Annotated in this window: 22 protein-coding genes; 10 read left to right on the top strand and 12 right to left on the bottom strand. The window is 64.3% G+C overall.

All coding sequences use genetic code 11. The features are described 5' to 3' along the window. Positions 1–40: 40 nt before the first annotated feature. On the top strand, positions 41–4,321 hold the full coding sequence (rpoC, locus tag G7077_RS11035) for a DNA-directed RNA polymerase subunit beta' (protein WP_166411749.1): 4,281 nt from the start codon (positions 41–43) through the stop codon (positions 4,319–4,321). Between the two features lie 827 nt (positions 4,322–5,148). On the opposite strand, the gene G7077_RS11030 is transcribed toward rpoC, so the two are convergent. From G7077_RS11030 to G7077_RS11010, 5 genes are all read right to left on the bottom strand, one after another. Beyond that, positions 5,149–5,592 (bottom strand): GNAT family N-acetyltransferase, encoded by a 444-nt coding sequence (locus tag G7077_RS11030; RefSeq protein ID WP_166411748.1) that lies wholly within the window; start codon positions 5,590–5,592, stop codon positions 5,149–5,151. 103 nt (positions 5,593–5,695) lie between these two features. Next, positions 5,696–6,031, bottom strand: coding sequence for a DUF6481 family protein (locus G7077_RS11025; protein ID WP_166411747.1), 336 nt, complete (start codon positions 6,029–6,031; stop codon positions 5,696–5,698). A 166-nt stretch (positions 6,032–6,197) separates the two neighbouring features. Then, complete coding sequence (locus G7077_RS11020; RefSeq protein ID WP_166411746.1) at positions 6,198–6,479, bottom strand: hypothetical protein; 282 nt, start codon at positions 6,477–6,479, stop codon at positions 6,198–6,200. After that, complete coding sequence (locus G7077_RS11015; RefSeq protein WP_166411745.1) at positions 6,466–6,675, bottom strand: hypothetical protein; 210 nt, start codon at positions 6,673–6,675, stop codon at positions 6,466–6,468. Before G7077_RS11015 ends, G7077_RS11020 begins: the two co-directional genes overlap by 14 nt. Before the next feature lie 138 nt (positions 6,676–6,813). Further along, positions 6,814–7,020, bottom strand: a complete 207-nt coding sequence (locus G7077_RS11010) for a cold-shock protein (protein WP_166411744.1) — start codon at positions 7,018–7,020, stop codon at positions 6,814–6,816. Between the two features lie 233 nt (positions 7,021–7,253). Here G7077_RS11010 and G7077_RS11005 point away from each other — a divergent pair, with 233 nt between their 5' ends. The 5 genes from G7077_RS11005 (at position 7,254) to G7077_RS10985 (ending at position 11,958) form a co-directional block, all read left to right on the top strand. Further along, positions 7,254–8,555: an MFS transporter gene (locus G7077_RS11005; protein WP_166411743.1), complete on the top strand. Its 1,302-nt coding sequence runs from the start codon at positions 7,254–7,256 to the stop codon at positions 8,553–8,555. A gap of 100 nt (positions 8,556–8,655) precedes the next feature. Beyond that, complete coding sequence (locus tag G7077_RS11000; RefSeq protein ID WP_166411742.1) at positions 8,656–8,964, top strand: hypothetical protein; 309 nt, start codon at positions 8,656–8,658, stop codon at positions 8,962–8,964. A gap of 76 nt (positions 8,965–9,040) precedes the next feature. Continuing rightward, complete coding sequence (locus tag G7077_RS10995) at positions 9,041–9,586, top strand: sigma-70 family RNA polymerase sigma factor (RefSeq protein ID WP_166411741.1); 546 nt, start codon at positions 9,041–9,043, stop codon at positions 9,584–9,586. Then, positions 9,583–10,293 (top strand): anti-sigma factor, encoded by a 711-nt coding sequence (locus G7077_RS10990; RefSeq protein ID WP_166411740.1) that lies wholly within the window; start codon positions 9,583–9,585, stop codon positions 10,291–10,293. The genes G7077_RS10995 and G7077_RS10990 overlap by 4 nt, the downstream gene beginning before the upstream one ends. Positions 10,294–10,431: 138 nt before the next feature. Next, the gene (locus G7077_RS10985) at positions 10,432–11,958 is read left to right on the top strand and encodes a YadA family autotransporter adhesin (RefSeq protein ID WP_166411739.1); all 1,527 of its coding nucleotides are present in this window, start codon (positions 10,432–10,434) and stop codon (positions 11,956–11,958) included. Between the two features lie 62 nt (positions 11,959–12,020). Here G7077_RS10985 and G7077_RS10980 read toward each other — a convergent pair whose 3' ends face one another. The 3 genes from G7077_RS10980 to G7077_RS10970 form a co-directional block, all read right to left on the bottom strand. Beyond that, positions 12,021–12,161, bottom strand: coding sequence for a hypothetical protein (locus G7077_RS10980; RefSeq protein WP_166411738.1), 141 nt, complete (start codon positions 12,159–12,161; stop codon positions 12,021–12,023). A gap of 41 nt (positions 12,162–12,202) precedes the next feature. Beyond that, the gene (locus tag G7077_RS10975) at positions 12,203–12,328 is read right to left on the bottom strand and encodes an entericidin EcnA/B family protein (RefSeq protein WP_166411737.1); all 126 of its coding nucleotides are present in this window, start codon (positions 12,326–12,328) and stop codon (positions 12,203–12,205) included. A gap of 82 nt (positions 12,329–12,410) precedes the next feature. After that, complete coding sequence (locus G7077_RS10970) at positions 12,411–13,205, bottom strand: thymidylate synthase (protein ID WP_166412454.1); 795 nt, start codon at positions 13,203–13,205, stop codon at positions 12,411–12,413. A 118-nt stretch (positions 13,206–13,323) separates the two neighbouring features. Between G7077_RS10970 and G7077_RS10965 the strand changes: the two genes are divergently transcribed. Then, entirely contained in the window at positions 13,324–13,728 is a 405-nt protein-coding gene (locus G7077_RS10965) for a JAB domain-containing protein (protein WP_166411736.1), read from the top strand. 3 nt (positions 13,729–13,731) lie between these two features. Here G7077_RS10965 and G7077_RS10960 read toward each other — a convergent pair whose 3' ends face one another. The 4 genes from G7077_RS10960 to G7077_RS10945 all read right to left on the bottom strand — a co-directional run bounded on the left by G7077_RS10960 (position 13,732) and on the right by G7077_RS10945 (position 19,090). After that, on the bottom strand, positions 13,732–14,424 hold the full coding sequence (locus tag G7077_RS10960; RefSeq protein ID WP_166411735.1) for a class I SAM-dependent methyltransferase: 693 nt from the start codon (positions 14,422–14,424) through the stop codon (positions 13,732–13,734). Beyond that, on the bottom strand, positions 14,414–15,541 hold the full coding sequence (gene prfB / locus G7077_RS10955; RefSeq protein ID WP_166411734.1) for a peptide chain release factor 2: 1,128 nt from the start codon (positions 15,539–15,541) through the stop codon (positions 14,414–14,416). The genes G7077_RS10960 and prfB overlap by 11 nt, the downstream gene beginning before the upstream one ends. Before the next feature lie 83 nt (positions 15,542–15,624). Further along, positions 15,625–18,225: a penicillin-binding protein 1A gene (locus G7077_RS10950; RefSeq protein ID WP_246167154.1), complete on the bottom strand. Its 2,601-nt coding sequence runs from the start codon at positions 18,223–18,225 to the stop codon at positions 15,625–15,627. Positions 18,226–18,271: 46 nt separating this feature from the next. Further along, a complete protein-coding gene (locus G7077_RS10945) occupies positions 18,272–19,090 on the bottom strand; it encodes an N-acetylmuramoyl-L-alanine amidase family protein (protein WP_166411733.1) in 819 nt (272 codons plus the stop codon). Between the two features lie 441 nt (positions 19,091–19,531). On the opposite strand from G7077_RS10945, the gene G7077_RS10940 reads away from it, so the two are divergent. The 3 genes from G7077_RS10940 to G7077_RS10930 all read left to right on the top strand — a co-directional run bounded on the left by G7077_RS10940 (position 19,532) and on the right by G7077_RS10930 (position 24,238). Continuing rightward, a complete protein-coding gene (locus G7077_RS10940) occupies positions 19,532–22,078 on the top strand; it encodes an Rne/Rng family ribonuclease (RefSeq protein ID WP_166411732.1) in 2,547 nt (848 codons plus the stop codon). A 67-nt stretch (positions 22,079–22,145) separates the two neighbouring features. Beyond that, the gene (locus G7077_RS10935) at positions 22,146–23,525 is read left to right on the top strand and encodes a M48 family metalloprotease (RefSeq protein WP_246167153.1); all 1,380 of its coding nucleotides are present in this window, start codon (positions 22,146–22,148) and stop codon (positions 23,523–23,525) included. Then, positions 23,522–24,238 (top strand): DsbA family protein, encoded by a 717-nt coding sequence (locus G7077_RS10930; protein ID WP_166411731.1) that lies wholly within the window; start codon positions 23,522–23,524, stop codon positions 24,236–24,238. Before G7077_RS10935 ends, G7077_RS10930 begins: the two co-directional genes overlap by 4 nt. Positions 24,239–24,318: the final 80 nt, after the last annotated feature.

The raw sequence follows: 24,318 nt of genomic DNA, 5'->3' as shown, positions 1-24,318 counted from the left end.
CATACAGCTCCTCCCGGTTGGGAGGAGCTAGGAGCAAGACATGAACGAACTCACCAATTTCGCGAACCCGGTGGCCAAGCCGGAGATGTTCGACCAGATCAAGATCGGCATCTCGTCGCCCGAGAAGATCCGCAGCTGGTCCTTCGGCGAGATCAAGAAGCCCGAGACGATCAACTACCGCACGTTCAAGCCGGAGCGTGACGGCCTGTTCTGCGCGCGCATTTTCGGTCCGATCAAGGACTACGAGTGCCTGTGCGGCAAATATAAGCGGATGAAGTACAAGGGCATCGTCTGCGAAAAGTGCGGTGTCGAAGTTACCGTCTCCAAGGTCCGCCGCGAGCGCATGGGCCACATCGAGCTGGCGGCTCCGGTTGCCCACATCTGGTTCCTGAAGTCGCTTCCGAGCCGCATCGGCCTGCTGCTCGACATGCAGCTGAAGCAGCTGGAGCGCGTGCTCTACTTCGAGAGCTATGTCGTGATCGAGCCGGGCCTGACCGCCCTTGAGAAGTATCAGCTCCTCACCGAGGACGAGCTTCTCGCCGCTCAGGACGAATATGGCGAGGACGCCTTCTCGGCCGGTATCGGCGCGGAAGCCGTCAAGATCATGCTGATGGACCTCGACCTCGAAGGCGAGCGCACCCAGCTTCTTGAAGAGCTTGCGACCACCAAGTCGGAGCTGAAGCCCAAGAAGATCATCAAGCGCCTGAAGGTCGTCGAGAGCTTCCTGGAGTCCGGCAACCGTCCGGAGTGGATGATCCTGGACGTCGTTCCGGTCATCCCGCCGGAGCTTCGCCCGCTGGTTCCGCTGGACGGCGGCCGCTTCGCGACGTCGGACCTCAACGACCTCTATCGCCGCGTTATCAACCGCAACAACCGCCTGAAGCGGCTGATGGAGCTGCGCGCGCCGGACATCATCGTCCGCAACGAAAAGCGCATGCTTCAGGAAGCGGTTGACGCCCTGTTCGACAACGGTCGCCGCGGCCGCACCATCACGGGCGCCAACAAGCGTCCGCTGAAGTCGCTGTCCGACATGCTGAAGGGCAAGCAGGGCCGCTTCCGCCAGAACCTGCTCGGCAAGCGCGTCGACTATTCCGGCCGTTCGGTCATCGTCACCGGTCCGGAGCTGAAGCTTCACCAGTGCGGCCTTCCGAAGAAGATGGCCTTGGAGCTGTTCAAGCCGTTCATCTACTCGCGTCTCGACGCCAAGGGTCTCTCCATGACCCTGAAGCAGGCGAAGAAGTGGGTCGAGAAAGAGCGCAAGGAAGTCTGGGACATCCTCGACGAGGTGATCCGGGAGCATCCGGTGCTTCTGAACCGCGCCCCGACGCTTCACCGCTTGGGCATTCAGGCGTTCGAGCCGGTGCTGATCGAGGGCAAGGCGATCCAGCTTCACCCGCTGGTCTGCGCCGCCTTCAACGCCGACTTCGACGGCGACCAGATGGCCGTCCACGTTCCGTTGAGCCTTGAGGCGCAGCTGGAAGCGCGCGTGCTGATGATGTCCACCAACAACATCCTCAGCCCCGCTAACGGCAAGCCGATCATCGTGCCGTCGCAGGACATGGTTCTGGGTCTCTATTACCTTTCGATGGAGAAGGACGGAGAGCCGGGCCAGGGTTCGATGCTGTCGGACATGGCCGAAGTGCACCAGGCGCTTGCCGCCGGTGCCGTGACGCTTCACTCCAAGATCGTCAGCCGCGTCCCCCAGACGGACGAGGCCGGCAAGCAGTATATGAAGCGCTTCGAGACGACGCCTGGCCGCATGCTGCTCGGTGAGACTCTGCCGAAGAGCCACAAGGTGCCGTTCGAGACGGTCAACCGCCTGCTGACCAAGAAGGAGATCGGCGACGTCATCGACACCGTCTATCGCCACACCGGTCAGAAGGAGACGGTGCTGTTCGCGGACGCCATCATGGCGCTTGGCTTCCGCCACGCGTTCAAGGCCGGCATCTCGTTCGGCAAGGACGACATGGTCATCCCGGCTGCGAAGGAGCCTCTGGTCGAGGAAACCCGCGCACTCGTGAAGGATTACGAGCAGCAGTATCAGGACGGCCTGATCACCCAGCAGGAAAAGTACAACAAGGTGATCGACGCCTGGTCGCGTTGCGGTGACCGCGTTGCCGGCGAGATGATGAAGGAAATCTCGGCGACTCCGAAGGGCGACGATGGCCGCGAGAAGCCGGTCAACTCCATCTACATGATGGCTCACTCCGGTGCCCGTGGTTCGCAGGCGCAGATCAAGCAGCTGGCGGGTATGCGCGGCCTGATGGCCAAGCCGTCGGGCGAGATCATCGAAACGCCGATCATCTCGAACTTCAAGGAAGGCCTGACCGTCCTTGAGTATTTCAACTCGACCCACGGTGCCCGTAAGGGTCTCGCGGACACGGCGCTCAAGACGGCAAACTCGGGTTACCTGACCCGCCGTCTCGTGGACGTGAGCCAAGACGCCGTGATCATCGAGGAGGATTGCGGGACCGATCAGGCGTTGGAAATGCGCGCGATCGTTCAGGGCGGTGCAGTGATCGCCTCGCTTGCGGAGCGTATCCTTGGCCGTACCACGGCGGAGGACATCGTCGACGCCAAGACCGGCGACGTCTTCATCCAGGAAGGCACGCTGCTCGACGAGCCGATGGTGGCGAGGATCGAGGAGCTTGGCGTCCAGGGCGTCAAGATCCGTTCGCCGCTGGTCTGCGCCGCCAAGCAGGGCGTTTGCGGCAAGTGCTACGGACGTGACCTCGCCCGCGGTACGCCGGTCAACATCGGTGAAGCGGTCGGCGTCATTGCCGCCCAGTCGATCGGTGAGCCGGGCACGCAGCTGACGATGCGGACCTTCCACATCGGCGGCGCGGCGCAGCTCAACGAGCAGTCGAACCTCGAGGCGCCGGTCGACGGCACCATCGAGTTCCGCGACATGCCGACGATCACCAACCCGCGCGGCCAGCATGTCTCGCTGTCGCGTTCGGGCGAGATCGCGATCCTCGACATGGACGGGCGCGAGCTGTCGACGCACCGCGTGCCTTATGGTGCGCACCTGCTGTGCGACAGCGGCCACATCGTCAGCCGTGGCGACCGTATTGCCGAATGGGACCCCTCGTTCAGCCCGGTTATCACCGAAAAGGCCGGTACGGTGAAGTATCAGGACCTGATCGAGAACCGCACGATGACGGAGCAGGTGGATGAGTCGACCGGCATCGCGCAGCGCGTGGTTACCGACGACAATGCCAAGTCCAAGAAGGACACGCTTGCGCCGCGCCTGACCCTGACGGGGTCGGATGCGTCGGACGCCGGTGTGTACCGGATGGCGCCTGGCGCGATCGTCGCGGTCGAGGACGGCCAGCAGGTCGAAGCCGGCGAAGTGCTCGCCCGTATGCCGCGGGAAGCCGCCCGTACGCGCGACATCACCGGCGGTCTGCCGCGGGTCGCCGAGCTGTTCGAGGCCCGCAAGCCCAAGGAGAATGCGATCATCGCAAAGGTCTCGGGCAAGGTCTCGTTCCGTAAGGACTATAAGGCCAAGCGCAAGATCGCGATCGTTCCGGACGACGGTTCGGAGGCAGTCGAATATCTGGTGCCGAAGTCGAAGGTCATCGACGTCCAGGAAGGCGATTATGTGAAGCGCGGCGACAATCTCGTCGGCGGTTCGCCCGATCCCCACGACATCCTGGAAGTCCTGGGCGTCGTCGCACTGGCCGAATATCTCGTCAGCGAGATCCAGGAGGTTTACCGACTGCAGGGCGTGAAGATCAACGACAAGCACATCGAGGTGATCGTTCGCCAGATGCTGCAGAAGGTCGAGATCACCGACGGTGGCGACACCACCCTGCTGGCCGGCGAACAGGTCGACCGCGAGGAGATGGACGACCTCAACTCCAAGCTCGGCAAGGGCAAGAAGCCGGCGGAAGGCAAGCCAGTCCTCCTCGGCATCACCAAGGCGTCGCTGCAGACCCGCAGCTTCATCTCGGCCGCCTCGTTCCAGGAAACCACCCGCGTGCTCACCGAGGCTTCGGTGCAGGGCAAGGTGGATACGCTGAACGGCCTCAAGGAGAATGTCATCGTCGGCCGCCTCATCCCGGCGGGTACCGGCGCCGGCATGAACCGCCTGCGCGTTGCGGCCACCAGCCGCGACACGGCGCTTCGTGCGGCCCAGCGCCGCATGGCCGAAGCGCTGGTCGCTCCGGACTCGGCGGAGGAGCTCCGCGCCGCGGAACTCGCCCGCTCGGCCCGCGACGATGCGGGCACGGGTGACGATCCCTTGGGCGCAGTGGCACCCTCGGGTCACGGCACCGATGCCGATGCCGGTGATTACCTTCAGGAATCGGAAGCCTAAGGGCTCTCGAACCGGGCGGTCGCCCCGTGTGACCGCCTAATCGGAATACTAGAGAGCGCCCGCCGGGAAACTGGCGGGCGCTCCTTCTTTAGGGCTGGTAAGACGCCGGCGGCATGGCTGGTCGATCCAACGTCCACATAAGTTGAAAAGCCGTCATTGCCCGAGGTACCGTCTCTTGATGGTTGGCCGGCCTATCCTGCTTTCGTCCCTCTGCTTTGCCGGTTGCACCACAACAAGCGGCGACGTTCCCCGCACGAGCGAGCTACCTTATCGATGCACTGATCTCGTGGTGGTGGGACGAGTAGTGCCATTGAGCGCCGAAAGTCTTTCAGATGCGGCTCCGTCCTCGCATTGGCGAAGTCGGTGGCAGCTAAAGGTGCACATCAAGCAGATCTTGCGAGGCGATGAGCGAAGGGCATCGGTTCCGGCGACGGGAGTGTCTCATGCCCAGATACGCAGTGACCGAGCTGTTCTCGCTGTCCTCTCCCCCGCCGAGGGAGGCGGTTTCGTCCTCAAAACGGCTGCGCTGTGGGACGCAATACCGCGCCCAAGACTTGCTGCGCGTTGTTCTTGATGTCCGCAGGGCGTGGAAAACGGACATTCGCGGATGCGGAGAGCGGGAGGCGACTGCACCGGACGGTCTGCTGGTAACCTTTGCGGTTCAACATGTGCGGGGCGGCGACGGCTGGATCCACCGCGACAAGAGGGTAAGCTGCCGATGCAGCTCATAGCTCGGTTCAGGTGCCCGGGGCGGTGAACGAGAAGGATCCCGAAAAGGGGTCTATCGCGGACCTCCTGCACACAGCAGCTAAGGGTCCAGGCTGGAATCACGCGAGCGGTAAATTATAAGTGCGAAACACTGTTTCAGGCTGCCAGCCTGCGCTTTCGTAAAGCGCTTGTGCCAACGCATTGTCGTTTGCGGTCGAAAGCGTCAGGCTGACTGCGCCTGCTGCTCGACCATACTCAACCGATGCGGCCAGAAGCGCTCGCCCGATGCCGCGACCACGCGCCTTGGGCTGCACGTAAAGATCGTTCAAGATGTAGATGCGAGCCGCGCTCCCCGAGGAAAAGCTTGGGTAGAGCTGTGCGAACCCGACACTCTTCCCTGCTGAGGCCGCGAGGAAAATGACGGATTGTTCACGACTCAACCGCTGGCGCAAAAACTCGCGCGCCAGGTCGACATCAGGGGTTTGACCGTAAAAGGTCCGATAGCCGGCGAATAGCGGAGCCAGGCATTCGAGGTCGGCGATGGTGGCCTGCCGGACGTTCATCTGGTTTCCCCTCAATGCGCGCAACTGCCAATTGTGTCGGTCTAAAGGGCAAGCTTCGGCGGCAAAGTTTGCAATGTTTGGAATTGAGCCCGGCCCTTGGCTTCTATTTCCGGGCCTTCCGAGCCGCGTATCTGGCGTCCCGAGCAGCCTTCATTTCCTCGGGCGTCGCTGGCCTCAGTCGAGCCGCCTTAAGCTCTTCAGCAGCTTTTGCTGCTTCCTTTGCAGCGGCCCTCTCCGCTTTTGCTGCGGCGGCCAGCTCGGCTTTGACCTGACGGTCTTCCGCCAGCTTCTGCTGCTTGGCGGTCCAGGCAGCACGTTCTTGAGCCAACACCTCCTCGTCCTTCGGAGTCTTCGCTTTCAGCTGGTCAAGCGCCTTCTGCTTCGCATCTGCTGCGGCAGCTTGGCGGTCTTGAAAGGAGGGATTTTTGAATGAAGCCACGTAAGGTCCTTGGAAGCGTAGTTGCGGCGGCAATTGCTTGTCGCTCGAAATAAGAAATGGGGTTCGTACCGTTCTTTAGCGTGCGCAGCACCCACCGAGGAGGCGTCTAGCTTAGATTGCCGAAACGCCGGTGCCGTCCTGCCGCGCTGAGCAGAAGGTGTGCAGTCTATTTCACAAGTAATGCGAAGAGTTGATCGAGGTTGTGCTGAGCATCCTGGACGACAGGATTGCTCGCATTGCCTGTCATCGAGAGCGGCCGGCTCATGATCTCGTGCAGGTTTCCGGTTTCGAGATCCGTGAGCAGATGGCGCTTCCGCAATATGATCGCGAGGCTCAAGATTCCGTTGAAAGCTGCGACATCCAAGGCTTGCTGAGCCTCAAGCACCTGCTGTGCAGACAGCTCGTGCTCATGATTCAAATGGGCTGCGGGAATGCTACTTGGAAGCAAACTGCCCGGCCTCCGCACCAAGCTCCAGCTTGGCATGGTTGCGTGCTGCGATCGCGCTTTTGAACGCCTCCGGCTGCATGACGGAGGTCACGATTGGATAGCCCCAGGTGTTGAAGCGGGTGCTGCGCGTCGTGATGCGGAAGTTGCCTTCCTCATCCTTGGCGATCAGGAATGGCGCAATTGCTACTCTGGACATAGGCGACCTCGTGTGACGAACCAGCTCATCCGGTCTGCGCGACGCACAGAGGGCAGAGAGGCAGGGGAGCGTTCGCGAGAGGGCCTCCGAACGACAGGTAGAAAAATGGCGGACACCTAAGCATCCGCCATCTTCGATTTACGCGCTCTGCAGGTTCACAGCAGAGGTCTTGCCGCGGCGATCGGTTTCAAGCTCGTAAGAAACGCGCTGGTCCTTATCGAGCGTGGACATTCCGGCGCGCTCGACGGCCGAGATGTGAACAAAGGCATCGCTCGTGCCGTCTTCCGGCGCAATGAAGCCATAGCCTTTGTCGTTGTTGAAGAATTTTACGGTTCCGGTGATCATGATGGGTATCCTTTATCGCACGTATGACGGGCATGCGCCAACAGCGGCACATCCCGGCGTCTTGAAGCTAGTAGAGGGATAAAGGGGGCGGCCTAAGCGGCCCATCATCCGTCGCAGGCGACGTTCAGCACTTCCCTATATAATCAGTATCGCGCGAAATGGAACCCCACGCCGCAGCTTGATCTCACCGGTGCGCACTGTGACAGTGCAGCTTTCGTCACGGGCGCTCTTCCATGAACACTTCAGCCTCACCTGCACGCATCAGCGAGAAGAGTGACCGATCCGCACGGATGGTCGTGCTGGCGGCGCTGGGTGGCGCTCTCGAATATTACGACTTCATCGTTTACGGCATCTTCGCGCAGGCGATCACGGCCGCCTTCTTCCCAAACGCCGAGCCGATGGCGCTGACACTCGCGCTTGCGGTTTTCGCGATCGGCTATCTCGCCCGCCCTCTTGGAGGCATGGTGTCGAGCCATTTCGGTGACCGCTACGGACGCAAGACGGTGTTCGTCGTGACCGTCTTCACCATGTCGCTCTCGACCCTCGGCATCGGCTTGATCCCGAGCTACGCGTCCTGGGGCCTCGCGGCGACGTTCCTTCTCGTATTGCTTCGCTTCATCCAAGGCCTCTGCATCGGCGGGGAACTGCCCGGCGCGATTACTTTCGTGTTCGAGACGATGGAGCGCCGGCCGGGCCTCGCCTGTGGGATCGTCTTCGCTCTGGTCAACGGCGGCGTCCTGCTCGCTGCCTTCGTCAATCTGGTGCTCGGCCTGATTCTGACGCCTGACGCGATGCTCGGCTACGGTTGGCGGATTGCCTTGATCCTTGGCGGGGCGCTTGGACTCGTCAGCTTCTGGCTTCGGCGCAATCTGGAGGAAACGCCGGAGTTCCTCCGTTTCCGCGAAGCGGCGTCGCGCAACCCCGTTCGGGACGTCTTACGTTCACACGGCGGCGCGGTCATTGTCGGTTGCGCCGTTGTTGCGCTGACGGCGGGATTCAACGGTCTGCTGTTCGCCCACATGCCGGCATATCTCACGCAGGTGCTCGGCTATGAGCGCCAGTCCGTGTCCGTCGCAATGAACGTTGCGCTGCTGGTCATGTCGCTGTCGCTGCTGGGTGCAGCCTGGCTGGCCGACAAGGTGCCGCCTCGGCACTTGCTACTGCTGTCTTCGATCCTGCTGCTGTTCGGGGCGCCTTTGGCGTATCACTTGCTTGCTTCGGGAAGCGCAAACCTTGCGCTCGTGCTTAGCATGCTGACGCTCGCAGTGGCCGGTGCGAACGGCAGCTTTGCTTACCTGACCGCCAGCCTTTTCCCCGCCCGGGTGCGGTTCAGCGGCGTGGCCCTGTCTCTCAACATCAGCTTCACGTTGCTGAGCGGGCTGGGTCCACTGGCGGCAAACGCGCTCATCGACGCAAGTGGCTGGGTGCAGGCGCCCACGCTGATCATCAGCCTTGTTGCCCTGATCGGGATCCTGGCATCGGTTACGCTAGGCCGTCGGACCCAGCACGACACCCAGCTGCATCCGCCCGGCTAGACCATCCGTATCTCCCTTCAAACAGTTGGGAGAGTGACAGTGACGACCAGTCGATGGGTGGCGAACCAGGCAGCGACAAAAAGAGACAATGCGTTGCTCGATGCCGGGCGGCGAATGCGCGGAGATCCGGCGCCCGATATTGCTGTCGAAGCCGTCTGCCGTGCGGATGGACGGAGGTGGGTCGATGCCAACCGCTGCTGGTAGCAACGGCGGGGTGTTCGCCGACCTCTCACCGACCCATCAATATGCTCCTTCCCATTCGCGGACCTTTGCCGAGGAAGCGGAGTGGTGCCGGGCCAGGGCGACGACTGCCGCGACCAAGGAGGATGCGCAGATGCTGCTTCGCATCGCAGCGGCGTTCGACGAGCTTCATGCGTCGGGCGGTTTCCAGCGGAGATGGCGTCCGTGACGGAACTGCCTAGCCAACGGCTTGCGCCGGTGCCACTACCATTGATGTGGCCCGTCCTGCTCCCTCGCAAGCGCCTGTGTACGACAGGGAGCACCTGATCGCCGCTTTGTCGCGTGTGGCGAATGGCGACAAGGCGGGCTTAAAGACCGTCTACGATCTGACCTCCGCCAAGCTGCTGGGGATCTGCGCGCGCATCCTGAAAGAACAGGACGAGGCTGAGGACGTGCTTCAGGAGGTGTACGTCAGCGTGTGGTCGCGGGCCGGGAGCTTCGACCGCGAGCGTTCCAGCCCGATCACATGGCTCGCTACCATTGCGCGCAATCGGGCGATCGACCGCCTTCGCTCCCGGCGCGTCCGACCGGCAGATGGACTCGACCAGGCCGAGCAGGTCGCGGATGCCTCTCCCGACGCATTCACCCGCGTTTCCGATGCTCAGGAGGCCGAGCGCCTCCGCCACTGCATGGACGGCCTGGAAACGACGCACCGTAAAGCGATCCGCGCCGCCTTCTTCGACGGGCTTGCCTATTCACACTTGGCGCTGCGCGACAATGTGCCGCTCGGCACGATGAAGAGCTGGATCCGGCGCGGGTTGCTGCAGCTGAAGGGCTGCCTCAGCGGATGAGCGACGACGAAATCCTTGCCGCGGAATATGCGCTTGGCTTGCTCGAGGGTCAGGAACTGCTCGACGCCCGCAATCGCGCCACGACGGACGATGCCTTCGCGCGCGATGTCGCGGCCTGGCAGGAACGTTTCGCGCCCTTGTTGAACGACATTGCCCCGGTACAGCCGCGGGCGGACCTCTGGTCGCTGATCGAGCGGCGCATCTCCGGCGCCAGCGGCGGCGAGGTGCATCAGCTTGCCCGCAAGGTCCGCTTCTGGAAGTCGGTTTCGGCCGCAACGACGGCTGCTGCTGCGGCAGCCGCGGCGGCATTGCTCTTGCTGCCCACTCCCCCGCAGCCGCCGCAGTCGCCGGTCACTGCCCCGACTCCTGCACCGGTGCTGGTGGCGTCACTCGCGTCCGAAGAAGGCCCGACCTCGCTTGCCGTCACTTATGCAGGCACGCAGCGGGAGATCGTCATCACTCCGGGCCGCGTCGGTCGGGAAGCCGGGCGCGATCACGAATTGTGGCTGATCCCGGCGGGTCAGGCGCCGGTCTCGCTCGGCCTCGTGCAGCCCAGCGGTGTGCAGCGCCGGCGGCTCGACCCAGCTCTTGCCGCGCAGGTTGCCAGCGGCGCCACCATCGCGCTCTCGCTTGAGCCGAGCGGCGGTTCACCGACCGGCGCGCCGACCGGGCCGGTGCTCGCCGCGGGCACGCTGAACCCAGTCTGATCTTCCTCAGCAAATTATTTCCGGTGCCGCGCATCCGCGCCCTTCTCGCCTCCGTAGCTGTCGATGCCTCCGACGGTCGTGGCGGTCCCTTCTGGACCGTCCCGGCTGTCGTCGGCGCAACAAAAACGGAGGCAGTACATGACACATTTCAGGACCGGTCTACTCACGGGCGTCGCAACCCTATCGATCATCGCTTTCGCATCGGCTGCACAGGCGGACCCGACGCCGGAGTGTAATGCCGGTCCTGCTGCCGAAAGCACCGAATGCGGTGCCGGCTCGACGGCCACAGGCGTCGGCGCAACTGTAACGGGCGATGGGGCGGCGGGCCTTGCCGACCAGACCACGGTCAATGGCAACAATGCCGCTGCGCTCGGCACCGGCGGGATCGCCGTCGGCGGCAACACCGACGGCGGCGCCTACGGGGCACTCGCAACCGATGCCGCCGGAATTGCGATCGGCGCCGATTCGGAAGCGCGCCAGGTCGGCGCAGTCTCGATCGGCAGCGACGGCAACGCCGACGGCGACGGCGCCGTAGCGAACGGCGTTTACAGCGTGGCGGTCGGTGCCGACGCCTTGTCGACTGGAACCAACGCCACGGCGATCGGGGGCCGCGCCTTCGGTGGCGCCGCCCAGACGACAGTGGTCGGTGGCCAGGCCGCCGCGCTTGGGGTCGGCGGTGTCGCCATCGGCGGCAACACGGACGGTGGCGCTTATGGCGCTCTTGCGACCGATGCGTCGGGAACCGCCGTCGGGTCGGACACGGAAGCGCGCGGCGTCGGAGCGATTGCGATTGGCGGTGACGCCGACGGGGACGGCGACGGAGCGGTCGCGAACGGCCGCGATTCCATTGCCATCGGCGACGGTGCGCTGGCGCAGAACACGACCGGCGCCGGTGCGACGGACGACAATGTCGCAATCGGCAGCCAGGCCAAGGCGACCGGCGTCCACGTGACCGCGATCGGCGGTGATTCCAGCGCCACCGGGATCGGCGCAACCGCGATCGGCTGGGAAGCGGATGCGACCGCCAACAATGCGACCGCGCTCGGCAATAGCGCCGAGGCGACGGCCGCGCAGGCTACCGCGATCGGCCGTCAGACCAACGCCACCGGCGTGGATTCGACGACGTTGGGCCAGGGCTCCTCGGCGACGATGGCGAATGCGACCGCTCTGGGTCAGGGTGCGCAGGCGGTTCACATGAACTCGGTCGCGCTCGGCGCCGATACCGTCACGACGGCGGCCAACCAGGTCAATGTCGGAGGGCGGACGGTCAGCAATATGGCCAATGGCGTTGCCGCCGGCGATGCGGTGAACGTCAGCCAGCTGACCGCCGCGACCTCCATGATAACCAGCGAAAGCGCTGCTCGGGCATCGGCGGACGCAGCGCTGACATCGCGGATCGACGATCTGTCGTTCGACATCCGCGACAATGCACGGGAAGGCCGGGCCGGCACGGCTTCGGCGCTGGCGGCTGCGGGCCTTCCGCAGGCGAACGGCGAGGGCCGTACCATGATCGCCGGTGGCTTCGGCACCTTTCGCGGCAAGACGGCGTTCGCGGTCGGCGCATCACACCGGCTGCAGGGAGGCAATGCCACCTTCAAGCTAGGCGTCACCTACGACAGTGAGAAGAATGTCGGTGCCAACGGCGGCGTCGGGTTCGAGTTCTAAGTTATAGGAAAGCCCCGCCGGAATCGCTCCCGGCGGGGCTCCTTTTCATACCGCTTAATTGATCAGCAGCGTCCGCCGCGGATTGCATCTTCGGTGCAATTTGCGGCGGAGTTAAGATCGGCTGCGGCGCCGCGAACGGTGTTGCAGCCGGCGAGCATCACAGCCATGCCGATTGCAGCAGCGGTCACAAGCTTACGAACCATGATCATTCCTCCATTCCCCTGGCGGAACGATCATGGCGAAATCAGGTGTTCTTGTCGACTTCGTTAGCGACGGAATTGACGTCCGCTGCGGCACCGCGAACGGTGTTGCAGGCAGAAATCGCCATTGCGCCGCCGATGACGACCATCGTCACGATTTTGCGAACCATGTGCGTTCTCCTTGTTTGCGGAGAGAGGAACGCGGAAGGCGGCTAGGGTTTCCATTTCGCCGCCGTTCTTTTCTGTGCGTGACTAGACGGCCACCGGCGCGCTGATGTGCGGGTGCGGATCGTAAGCATCGAACGCGAAGTCTTCGGGCTCGTAGTCGAACAGGGACTGGCCCCGATCCTTGAGGATCAGCTGTGGCAGCGGGCGGGGCTCGCGCGTTAGCTGAAGGCGCGTCTGCTCCAGATGGTTGGAGTAGAGGTGAACGTCGCCCCCGGTCCAGACGAAAGTCCCCGGTTGCAGCCCGCACTCCCGCGCCAGCATGTGGGTCAGCAAGGCATAAGACGCGATGTTGAAGGGCACGCCGAGGAATAGGTCGGCGCTGCGTTGATATAGTTGAAGGTTCAGCCTGCCGGCCGCCACCTGGGTCTGGAAGAGGCAATGGCAGGGCGCCAGCGCCATGCGGTCGAGCTCGCCCGGGTTCCACGCGGTGACGATCTGCCGCCGCGATGCCGGATCGCGCTTGATGAGGTCCACCAGCGCTCTAATCTGGTCAACCTCGTGCCCGTCCGCAGTTTCCCAATGGCGCCATTGCTTGCCGTAGACCGGACCGAGATCGCCATTCTCGTCTGCCCATTCGTCCCAGATGCTGACCTTGCGGTCCTTCAGCCAGGCAATGTTGGTGTCGCCGCGTAGGAACCAGAGCAGTTCGACGATGATGGATCGCAGATGAAGCTTCTTGGTCGTCAGCAGCGGAAAACCGTGGCCGAGATCGAAGCGCATCTGGGCGCCGAAGACCGACAGGGTGCCGGTGCCGGTCCGGTCCTGCTGCTCGACGCCTTCGTCCAGCACCCGCTGCATCAGATCGAGATATTGCCGCATGCAAGGGAGACTAGACGCAGGCTCCGCCCGCTCCAACTGCTTTTCCCCGGCGGCATCTTGGTCCGTTTCGGACCGGGTCTTCATCGGTCGGGCAGTTGCATGATCCTAGGCACAGGAAATGCAGCATCAGCGTGCCGAATTACCCGCCCGGATCACAGGCAGCGCCGAAGCGGAAAGCTTCTTCACAAGCTGCTTCAGCGACTGCGACCCTACGGTCGAGAACCTCTTCGTGGCGCATCTCGACTCTCAAGCGCGCTGCCTTCACCTCTCTCGCCACATCGGCGATGCGTGCAGCACCGATTTCCCGCTGCGGACGATCGTCGCGACTGCCGCATCGCTGGGAACGGCCGGGCTGGTCCTTGCCCACAATCACCCAAGCGGCGATTCGCGTCCAAGCCTGTCGGATTTTCGGGCCACGAAGAAGCTGTGCGCCGTCGCCGAGGCACTAGATTGCTTCGTTTTGGACCATTTGGTGTTCGGCGGCGGACAGTGCAGCAGCATGCGGCAGCTGGGCGTCATTTAGCCCCTACCCTTTACAGGCCTTGATCTCCTCGGGCCGAGGCCGGGGCGCGGCGATGCGGAAGGATGCATAATAGCTTTCCCCGCCGCTAAGCTTTTGAACCTTGGTCGGCTGCATTCCCAATGCTGCGAACTCGCACACCAGCAGCTTGGGCGGAATGCCATGGCGGCGCGTCGGCCGGTCGGCGTCCACCACCACCACTTCCCCGCCGTCCTTGAGCCCTTCGCGCAGCCGCCAGAGAAAGGCGTAGGGCTCCTCCACCTCATGGTACATGTGGACCAGGAATATCCGCTCGAAGCTTCGCGCCGGAAGCATCGGGTCGTCCGGCGTGCCGAGCCGCACCGCGACATTGTCGAGCCGTTCGCGCGACACGCGCTCAAGCAGTTTCGCGCGCACGTCCGCCTGGATGTCCTCGGCGAGTACGCGGCCCTTGGTTCCGACAGCGGGCGCGAGCCGGACGGTATAGTAGCCCTCACCCGCGCCGACGTCCGCGACCCACATACCGGATTTCACGCCCGCAAGCGCCATCACCTCCTCGGCTTCTCCAACACGGTCGCGCGCGTCCTCGGTGGAGAAGCTCGCGCCGACGATCGGCGCGACATCGCGGTGGGCCTTGGGAAATTGCGGCTCGGCGGGCGCGGCCCGGCAAGCATCGAGCGTCAGCGAACCGAGAAGGAGAAGAACGAGCCTAATCGACATCCTCGACTTCGACCTTTTCGCCCGTGACCCGCTGCGACAAGGCTGCCGCCATGAACCGGTCCAGATCGCCGTCGAGCACGTCGCCGGGCGCGGTGGAGGTCACGCCGGTGCGGAGATCCTTCACAAGCTGGTACGGCTGGAGAACGTAGGACCGGATCTGGTGGCCCCAGCCGATATCGGTCTTGGCGGCATTGGCGGCATTGGCTTCCGCCTCACGCTTCTGAAGCTCATTCTCGTACAGGCGCGCCTTCAGTTGCTTGAACGCGGACGCGCGATTCTTGTGCTGCGATCGCTCGTTCTGGCAGGCGACGACGATCCCGGTCGGGATATGAGTGATACGGACCGCGCTGTCGGTCGTGTTGACGTGCTGCCCGCCCGCGCCTGACGCACGGTACGTGTCGATACGCAAATCCGCCTCGTTGATCTCGATATCGATATCGTCGTCGACTTCCGGATAGACCCAGACGCTCGAGAAGCTGGTGTGGCGGCGCGCGTTGCTGTCATAGGGACTGATCCGGACGAGGCGGTGGACGCCGCTCTCGACCTTGAGGTTGCCGTAGGCATTCTCGCCCTTCACCAGCAGGGTCGCGGACTTGATCCCGGCCTGCTCGCCGGAGTGATAGTCGACCAGTTCGACCTTCATCCTGTGCCGCTCGCCCCAGCGCGTGTACATGCGCTGCAGCATCTCGGCCCAGTCCTGGCTTTCCGTCCCACCGGCGCCGGCGTTGACCTCGACATAAGCGTTGTTGGCGTCTGCTTCGCCCGCAAGCAAGGCGGCGACCTTGTCGCGCTCGGCCCGCTCGGCAAGCTCGCCGAGGCTGCGGACGCCATCGTCGACAAGGCCATCGTCGCCTTCGGCCTCGGCCATCTCGATCAATTCAAGCGTGTCGGCCAGTTCCGTTTCAAGCTTGCGTGTGGCGCCGATCGCTTCCTCAAGCCGCCGCCGTTCCCGCATCACCTCTTGCGCGGCCTTGGGATCGTCCCAGAGAGTCGAATCCTCCACCTTGGCGTTCAGCTCCTCCAGCCGCTTGAGCGCGCGGTCCCAGTCGAGGAAGCGCCGAAGCAAGGCGGTGGCGGCGTTGATCTGGTCGGCATAGGCTTGCGCTTCAGCGCGCATGGTAAGGTCCTCTTGGAGGTCGGGTCCGGGCGGCAGGCCGAGAATAGGCACCGGCCGGTCCGACGCCGGTCGTGATGTCGACGCTACCTAGTTAGTCGCCGTTGCAGTTGGCAAGCTATTGGTCGCGGCCGGGGCTGGACTGCGCGGCGCAGACGCCTGAACCGGGCGGGGCTGGCGCGGGCGCCGCGGAGCCGCTGCAACACGCGCTGCAGAGTCGGCCTGGTCTTCCGCCTCGTCGGAACCGCGGCTCCGGAACGACCGGCGCGGTTCGGTCTGCGGCTGGAAGGCTTCCCAGATGACGGGCGACTTCGGGTCCTCCCGAACGGGGAAGGATCCGAACACGCGGCGACCGCTGGTGCGATCGATGCGGACCCAGCGGATGCCCTGCGGCGCCACGAACGGCACGGGCGGCATGCCCGCGAAGGCCTTTTCGGCAAATTGCTTGAAGATCGGCGCCGCGATGCGGCCGCCCTGGGCGCCATGACCCATCGGCCTTGGCTGGTCATAGCCAATGTAGACGCCGCCGACGATGTCGGGCGTCCCCCGACGAACCAGACGTTGGTCGGGCCGGTGGTCGTGCCAGTCTTGCCAAACATCGGCCGGTTGAGGTCGCGCAGGATTGTTGCGGTGCCGCGCTCGACCACGCCAGTCAGGACGTGAACCATCTGGAACGCAGCCATCGGATCGAGCAATTGCTTGGCGCGGATCGGCGGGCGCGGCATTGCCTTGCCATCCCAGTCCGCCGAATTGCAATTGTCCATAATGCTGCAGCGATTGTCCGACCGGTAGATGACCTTGCCGTTCCGGTCCTGCACGAAGTCGATCAGCGTCGGCTTCACCTCACGTCCCTGATTGGCCATGATCGCATAAGCGTTGGTGAGCTTCATCACCGTGGTGTCGCCCGCGCCGAGCGCCATCGAGAGGTAAGGCTCGAAACTGCCCACGCCCAGCGTGCGGGCATGGTCGACGATTTTCTGCATTCCGACCTGGGAGGCGGTACGCACCGTCATCAGGTTGCGCGATTGTTCGACGCCCCAGCGCATTGTCTTGGGACCGGAGTAGCGGCGATCGAAATTGACGAAACATTTGTTGCCGAGCCCCGCGCCCTGCCAGACGCAAAAGGGCGCATCGACGACGATCGACGCGGGCGTAAAGCCATTCTCCAGCGCCGTTTCATAAACGATGGGCTTGAATGCCGAGCCTGGCTGTCGAAGCGCCTGGGTCGCGCGGTTGTAGCTCGACCCGATAACGTCGAAGCCACCCTGCATCGCCAGGATCCGGCCGGTGCGAACCTCCTCCGCGATGAAGCCACCGCCGATCTCCGGAATGGAGCGAAGCGCGTAATCGTTCGCGCCGTTCTGCTTCACGATGATGATCATGCCAGGCTTCAGGTGACCGAAAGCCGCGCCGCCGACGCCGCGCTTCTCCTGCGTCGCGGCGGATGCGGGAAGCACGCCCTTTGACCCGTTGGTGAAACCGATCTCCGCTTCGTTGCCGCTTTTTGCGAGCACCACCGCCTTGCGCCAATCGCTGAAGCCTACCCCAACCGGGGCGCGGTCGAGCTGCCCTGCCCAGTCGCCGCTGAGGTCCACGGTCAACCCAAGATCGCGCCAGCCACGTCCGCCGTCGAACTTGGCCAATCCTTCGCGGAGCGCCTCGGCGGCTGCATCCTGCATGTGGGGCACCATGGACGTGCGCACCCACAGGCCCCCCGCGTAGACGCTATTCGGATGCTCCCCATCGGCATTCTCGCCGAACTGCTTGGCGAGGATCCGGCGCACCTCTTCCATGAAATAGCCGCCCTGCTGCCGGAACTTCTCATTGCTTCCGTAGCGGATCGTCCCAAGCTGGGTTGCGGCCGCTTCGTTGCGCTGGGCGGCGGTGATGTAGCCGTTGTTCTCCATTTCCCGCAGAACATAGTTGCGGCGGTCTAGAGCGCGCTGCGTGGCGCGGACGGGATCGTAGTTGGACGGCGCCTTGGGCAGGATCGCCAAATAGGCCGCTTCCGGCAAAGTCAGGTCGGCGACATCCTTGTCGAAATAGGCCCGGCTCGCGGCCTGCACTCCATAGGCGTTCCGGCCGAGGAAGATCTGGTTGAGGTAGAGCTCGAGGATCTGCTCCTTGCTTAGGGTCGATTCCAGCCTGAAGGCGAGGATCCCCTCCCGAGCCTTGCGGGTAATGGAATAACTATTGTCCTGGAGCAGCGCCTTGGCGACCTGCTGCGTAATGGTGGAGCCGCCTTTGGACCTGCCGCCGCCCGTCGCCTTCTTGCCGACGAATTCGACCACCGCGGCGGCAAGGCCGGGATAGTCGATGCCGCCATGGCTGAAGAAGGTCTTGTCCTCGGCAGAGATGAAGGCCTGCACCACCAACGGCGGATATTCGTCGTAGGACAGCTCCACCCGCCGTTCGCGCGCGAAGGTCTGAACCGGGTTGCCATCATTGCCGCGGACGTTGGTCGGCAATGGCAGCTGGTACGCCATCAGCTTCTCGGACGACGGGATGGTCGACGCGAAGTAGATCCAGAGCGCCGAGAAGAGCAAAAAGCCAACGAGCGCGGCCCAGCTCAACCAGCGGACCCACCGGCGTGCGAACAAGGGCTCCAGCCGCGCCCGGGCGGCGCGGGTCGCGGGCACCAGGTCGGGAATCGGGAGGCGATCGAGCGGCAGCGTCGGGGCTTTCATCTGTTGTGCCGTCTAACCGCTTACGCGCGGCACGAAAAGCGCAAGATCAGCGGCTTGCGCGCGCAGCCACGTCGGCTTCGATCGCCTGGGCAAGCGCAAGCACGATTTTCGCCCGGGCCTCGGGCGAACGGAGCATGGCCTCATCCTCGGCATTGCTGAGGTAGCCGGCCTCGAACAACACCGCGGCTCCGCCGGCGCTTCGAAGCACGTGGAATGCGGCGAAGCGGTGCGGTTCGGGGCGAAGCTCGATCTGCCCTGCGGTTTTGCGGACCAAACGTGCGGCAAGGTCCGCCGACTCGGTCATTTGGCTGCGCACCGCCAATTCGGACAGCAAGGCGTCGACCGGGTCGGTGGCGGCCTCGCCCTCGCCACGGCCGCGGTTCTGAAGGGCGGCGAGCCGCTCCGATTCCGCATCGGAGGCCACGTCGGACAAGGAATAGACGGTGGCGCCGCGAGCGAGCGGGTTGGGCGCGCTGTCCATGTGCAGCGACAGGAACAGGCTCGCGTTCAGCCGCCGCGCGACCGCCGACCGGTCCTCCAGCGTCAAATAGCTGTCGCTGTCGCGGGTCATCGCCACCCTAACCCGGCCGCGCTTCACCAGTTCGTCGCGAAGTTCGCGCGCAAGGGTCAGGGTAAGCTCTTTCTCCCGGGCCTCACCGGAAACGGAGATGGCGCCTGGATCGTGCCCGCCATGGCCCGCATCGAGGACCACGATCGGGCGGGTCGCAGCCCTGGGGTTTGCCCAGATGCGATCCTTGATCGGCGGTGCGAGCGCGACGGTGACGCGGTTATCGGTCTCCGTGCCCGCCTCCCGCCGGCCAAAGGCAAGCGCCGCCGCACCGAGGAGCAGGACGCCCCCAGCCACACCGACCCATGTTCGAGGATGCACTCTACCCAACAACTCGCCCTGCCCTTGCCTCGTCTAGCATGGTTTGTAGTTAACAAGCGATTAGGCATGATGTGTTTGCTAGGATCGGCGGTGCGGGCTCGGTCGGCCAGTTGCGGCGGGGCATTGGCGGTGCTAGTCCTTCATCCGTTCCCGGTTCCAACCGGTGAATATGCCGCGACCAGTGCAAGGCGCGCGGCTCACAAGGTTGACGCTACATGATGCCAAAGAACGCCACGTCCATGCTCTCCAAAGAGCTGGTCGGCGCGTCCCTCGCGAAATTCGCGCGGATGGCGATTGGAGCAGACACGCTTTCCCAACATCCTGTCCCTGCCCCCGGTGCGACGCCGGACGGGCCGGGCCCAATTGCAGCGCGCCGCCGGCCAAGCCGGTTTGCATCGCGCGCCCGGAGACCATTCAATGAACATGCGCATGCTGATCGACGCGCGCCACCCGGAGGAAACCCGGGTCGCCGTCGTCAAGGGCAATCGGGTTGAAGAATTCGATTTCGAATCCGCCGAGCACAAGCAGCTCAAGGGCAATATCTATCTCGCCAAGGTAACCAGGGTCGAACCGTCGCTTCAGGCGGCGTTCGTCGATTACGGCGGCAATCGCCACGGCTTTCTGGCCTTCAGCGAAATCCACCCGGACTATTACCAGATTCCGAAGGCGGACCGCGAGGCGCTGCTTCGCGAAGAGGCCGAACATGCCGCCGAGGAAGAGCGGCTACGCAACGCCCACGACGACGATCACGATCACGATCACAGCGAAGACGGCCGTGACGATGATGGCCATGCCGACGAGCATGACGATCACGAGGACGAGAATGGCGAGCCTCGCGAGGGTTCGGAAGAAGCGAGCGCCGGTGCTCCGCGCTCGGCCGTAGACGAAAGCGCCGCCGACGAACTTCGCCGCAAGCGCATGAATCTGCGCCGCCGCTACAAGATTCAGGACGTTATCCAGCGCCGTCAGGTGCTGCTGGTCCAGGTCGTCAAGGAAGAGCGCGGCAACAAGGGCGCGGCGCTCACCACCTATCTCAGCCTTGCCGGCCGCTATTGCGTGCTGATGCCCAACACGTCGCACGGCGGCGGCATCAGCCGGAAGATTTCCAACGGTGCCGACCGCAAGCGGCTGAAGACGATCATGGCGGACTTGAACCTGCCGTCGACCATGGGCCTGATCGTCCGCACCGCCGGCCTGTCGCGCACCAAGGTCGAGATCAAGCGCGACTTCGACTATCTTGCTCGCCTCTGGGACGAGATCCGGGAGAAAACGCTCGGAAGCAGCGCGCCGGCGCTCATCTATCGCGACAGCGACCTCATCAAGCGTGCCATTCGCGACCTCTATCACCGCGACATCGACGAGGTGCTGGTCGAGGGGGACGAGGGCTTCAAGGCCGCGCGCGGCTTCATGAAGCTGCTGATGCCGAGCCATGTGCGGCGCGTGAAGTTGCACAGCGACTCAACTCCGATGTTCCAGCGCTTCGGTGTCGAGGACCAGCTTGGCGCCATGTACCAGCCGGTGGTCCAGCTTAAGTCGGGCGGCTACCTCGTCATCAATCCGACCGAGGCTCTCGTCTCGATCGACATTAACTCGGGCCGGTCGACGCGCGAGCATAATATCGAGCAGACCGCCTACAACACCAACCTCGAGGCCGCGGCCGAGATCGCGCGCCAGCTCCGCCTGCGGGACATGGCAGGCCTGGTCGTGATCGACTTCATCGACATGGAACAGAACAGCCATGTCCGGAAAGTCGAAAAGGCCATGAAGGAGGCGCTGAAGAACGACCGCGCGCGGATCCAGGTCGGCCGCATCTCCAGCTTCGGCCTCATGGAAATGAGCCGCCAGCGTCTGCGCACCGGCGTGTTGGAAGCGTCCACCAAGGCCTGCCCGCATTGCGAGGGCACCGGCCTGATGCGCACCGCCGCTTCCGCCGGCCTGTCGGCGCTGCGCATGATCGAGGACGAAGCCACGCGCGGCCGCGGCGAGAAGATCTGCCTCCGCGCCGGGCGCGAAGCCGCCATCTACCTGCTCAACAAGAAGCGCGCCGAGCTCGGCGAGATCGAAAAGCGCTACGGCGTCCAGGTCGAGGTCATCATCGACGAGAGCCTCGAAGGCGCTCGGATGACGGTGGAAAGCTCCGGCCCGCGTCCCGTCGCCCAGCCGCGTCCGCAGATCGCGGCCCCGGTCGAGGAAGAGGATGCAAGTCTCGACCTCGCTCTTGAGGAAGACGAGGAAGAGGAAGAGGAAGAAGCCGAGGACGAAGAGCGCAGCGAACGCGGTGAGGGCCGCCGCGACGAGCGTCATGGCGACGAGGATCGCAATGGCCGCCGTCGCCGGCGTCGCCGTCGCGGTGGCCGCGGCCGCTCCCGCCGTGAAGGCGGTGAAGAGGCCTCCGAGCAGTCCGATGAGGGCGCCGAGCAGCCTGAAACCGTTGCGGACGCTCCCGAACGGTCCGAGGCGCCGACGGAAGACAGCGGCGAGCGTCCGCGCCGGCGACGTCGTCGCGGTGGCCGTGGCGGCGGCGAGGATGCTCCGGCAGCAGACGCGCAGCCTGACGTCCAGCCCGACGCCTCGCCGATGATCGAGACGCCGGTCGCCGAGGAGGCACCGGTTGCCGAGACGGCACCTGCGGAGGAGGCAAAGCCGCGCACCCGTCGTCGTCCCCGCGCCCGCGCCGCCGAAGCGGCGGCAGCCGAGCCTACCGCTGAGGCTGCACCCGAGATTGCGGCCGAAGCGCCGGCAGCACCGGAGGCAGCCGAGGCGGCGCCGGAGGCTCCGGCCAAAAAGCCGCGCGCTCGTCGCACGAAGAAGTCCGAAGCTCCTGTCGAAGCGGCTGCGGAAGCACCGGCCGAGACTCCCGAAGCGGCATCGGATGCCGCGCCGGTTCCCGCAGCGGACAATGACTCGGCTGCTGAGCAGACCGGCGAACCCCGCCGCGGCTGGTGGCAGCGGACCTTCGGCTGATCCCTTCATGGCGGATCGCCGCTTCCCACTTCATCGGCCGTTCAGTCGAGGGGTGGGAAGCGGCCGCATGATAAAAGCACTGCCCCGCGTCATGCGGCTGATGATGCTTGGCCTGCTGATGGTGTTCGCGGCGGCGCAGCCCGCGGCGGCCCAGTCGATCCTCCGCGATACGGAAACGGAAGCTTTGTTCAGGGACGCATCGGCACCGCTGATCACGGCGGCCGGTCTCGACCCCAAGAACGTCAACGTGGTCCTGATCCAGGACGGCGAGATCAACGCCTTCGTCGCTACCGGGCAGACCGTCTACATCCACACCGGCCTGCTCACCGCGGCCGACAATATCGGCGAGCTTCAGGGCGTGATCGCGCACGAACTTGGCCACGTCGCCGGCGGTCACTCCATCCGCATGTCGGAGGGCATCAGCTCGGCGGGCAAGCTTAACATCGCGACCGTCTTGCTTGGCGCGCTGGCGATGGCGGCCGGCGCGGGCGAAGCGGGCATGGGCATCATGGCGCTTGGCCAGCAAGTGGCGATGGGCAATTTCCTGTCCTTCACCCGCGCCCAGGAAAGCTCAGCCGACTTGGCCGGCGCCAAATATCTTTCCGGTGCGGGTATCAGCGGCAAGGGCAGCCTCAGCTTTTTCAAGAAACTGAACCAGCAGGAATATCGCCTCGCGATCTATGCCAAGGACAGCTACGACCGCACTCACCCCCTCTCCAGCGAGCGTATCCAGTCGCTCGAGCAGATCTACCAAAAGGACCCGGCCTGGAACCGGCCATACGATCCGAAGCTGGAGGCGCGGTTCGAGCGGGTGAAGGCCAAGCTGATCGGCTTCCTCAATCCCAAGCTTGCAACCACCCGTTTCCCAAGCAGCGACCAGAGCATTCCGGCCCATTATGCCCGCGCCTATGCCTATCATGTCGGTGCCTACCCGGAGACGGCCCTCAACGAGGCGGACGCCTTGCTGAAGGCGGACCCGCACGATCCCTATTTCCTCGAGTTGAAGGGGCAGATCCTTCTGGAATCGGGTCGTCCCGCCGACGCCATCGCGCCGCTTCGCGAGGCGGTGGACGGTAGCGGCCGCTCACCGCTCATTGCCTCCATGCTCGGCCACGCGCTGGTTGCGACGGAGAAGCCCGAGAACCTCAAGGAAGCCAAGGAGGTGCTGAAGGCCGCCGTGGCCCGAGACAACGACAATCCCTTCGCCTGGTATCAGCTCGGCACCATTTATGGCCGGGAGGGCGATCAAGCGCGGGCTGCGCTGGCGATGGCCGAAAGCAAGAATCTGGAGGGCGAGCCGAAGCTTGCGCTTGCCAGCGCCCAGCTTGCAATGCGCGGCATTCCTTCCGGGAGCCCGGACTATCTGCGCGCGCAGGACATCGCCATGGTAGCGCGCGCCGAGCTCGCGAAGACCGACAAGAGATATAGAGAGAAAAAGACCAAGTGAGCGAACACAAAGGCCGGTCGCCGTGGGTGCCGGGGATCGTCGGCGGTGTCCTGGGATCGGTGCTGACGGCGGGCCTGTTGGTCGTCGCCGCACCCCAGTGGCTCGGCCCGCGGCTGGTCCGCGAGGCTTTGGTGGAGCAGCCGGACATCCTGGTTCAAGCGTCGGACGCGCTTCGCGACCGTCAGTATGAACCGGTCCTCACCGCTTATCGCCAGCCTTTGGAAACAGCCTTCGCCTCGTCCTGGAAAGGATCGGCCAAGCCCGACGTCACCCTGGTCGAATTCTTCGATTATGCCTGCACCTATTGCAAGGCGAGCAACCCCGACATCGAGCGGCTGATCGCCGAGGACAAGGGCCTGCGGGTCGTCTACCGCGAATTCCCGATCCTTGGGCAGGCCAGCCTGGATGCGGCGAAGGTGTCGCTTGCGGCCTCACGCGCCGGCCGGTTCGCGCAGTTCCACGACGCGCTGTACGCGGCCGGCCGTCCCGGGCCGGAGACCATTGCGCTTGCCGCACGCGCCGCCGGTATCCCCGATGCCGCCGCAGCCGATCCCGCGGCCGAGGCCGAGCTCAAGCGCAACTACCAAATGGCCCAGCAACTCGGCGCCAACGCGACCCCCTTGTTCATCATCGGCAACAAGGTGCTGAACGGCGCCGTCGGCTACGACGCGCTAAAGGAAGCGATCGCCGCCGCTCGGAGGACAAAGCAGTAAAGCGAGCGCTCAGACCGAAAACAGACATTCTATCTCAGATCCACATCTGGTGTGCCTGCAATCCCTAACAGGCCGAGCGT

Source organism: Sphingomonas piscis (genome assembly GCF_011300455.1).
Lineage (GTDB): Bacteria > Pseudomonadota > Alphaproteobacteria > Sphingomonadales > Sphingomonadaceae > Sphingomicrobium > Sphingomicrobium piscis.
This window is presented reverse-complemented; position numbering and strand designations above follow the sequence as displayed.

Excerpts from the sequence above, each read along its gene's own strand:
- G7077_RS10960 (WP_166411735.1), bottom strand. The coding sequence starts at position 14,424 with ATGTCGATTAGGCTCGTTCTTCTCCTTCTCGGTTCGCTGACGCTCGAT.
- G7077_RS10935 (WP_246167153.1), top strand. The coding sequence starts at position 22,146 with ATGATAAAAGCACTGCCCCGCGTCATGCGGCTGATGATGCTTGGCCTG.
- G7077_RS11010 (WP_166411744.1), bottom strand. The coding sequence starts at position 7,020 with ATGATCACCGGAACCGTAAAATTCTTCAACAACGACAAAGGCTATGGC.
- G7077_RS11000 (WP_166411742.1), top strand. The coding sequence starts at position 8,656 with ATGCCGGGCGGCGAATGCGCGGAGATCCGGCGCCCGATATTGCTGTCG.
- prfB (WP_166411734.1), bottom strand. The coding sequence starts at position 15,541 with ATGCGCGCTGAAGCGCAAGCCTATGCCGACCAGATCAACGCCGCCACC.
- G7077_RS11030 (WP_166411748.1), bottom strand. The coding sequence starts at position 5,592 with ATGAACGTCCGGCAGGCCACCATCGCCGACCTCGAATGCCTGGCTCCG.
- rpoC (WP_166411749.1), top strand. The coding sequence starts at position 41 with ATGAACGAACTCACCAATTTCGCGAACCCGGTGGCCAAGCCGGAGATG.
- G7077_RS11005 (WP_166411743.1), top strand. The coding sequence starts at position 7,254 with ATGAACACTTCAGCCTCACCTGCACGCATCAGCGAGAAGAGTGACCGA.
- G7077_RS10940 (WP_166411732.1), top strand. The coding sequence starts at position 19,532 with ATGAACATGCGCATGCTGATCGACGCGCGCCACCCGGAGGAAACCCGG.
- G7077_RS11015 (WP_166411745.1), bottom strand. The coding sequence starts at position 6,675 with ATGTCCAGAGTAGCAATTGCGCCATTCCTGATCGCCAAGGATGAGGAA.
- G7077_RS10975 (WP_166411737.1), bottom strand. The coding sequence starts at position 12,328 with ATGGTTCGCAAAATCGTGACGATGGTCGTCATCGGCGGCGCAATGGCG.
- G7077_RS10990 (WP_166411740.1), top strand. The coding sequence starts at position 9,583 with ATGAGCGACGACGAAATCCTTGCCGCGGAATATGCGCTTGGCTTGCTC.
- G7077_RS10950 (WP_246167154.1), bottom strand. The coding sequence starts at position 18,225 with ATGAAAGCCCCGACGCTGCCGCTCGATCGCCTCCCGATTCCCGACCTG.
- G7077_RS10965 (WP_166411736.1), top strand. The coding sequence starts at position 13,324 with ATGCAGCATCAGCGTGCCGAATTACCCGCCCGGATCACAGGCAGCGCC.
- G7077_RS10980 (WP_166411738.1), bottom strand. The coding sequence starts at position 12,161 with ATGGTTCGTAAGCTTGTGACCGCTGCTGCAATCGGCATGGCTGTGATG.
- G7077_RS10970 (WP_166412454.1), bottom strand. The coding sequence starts at position 13,205 with ATGCGGCAATATCTCGATCTGATGCAGCGGGTGCTGGACGAAGGCGTC.
- G7077_RS10985 (WP_166411739.1), top strand. The coding sequence starts at position 10,432 with ATGACACATTTCAGGACCGGTCTACTCACGGGCGTCGCAACCCTATCG.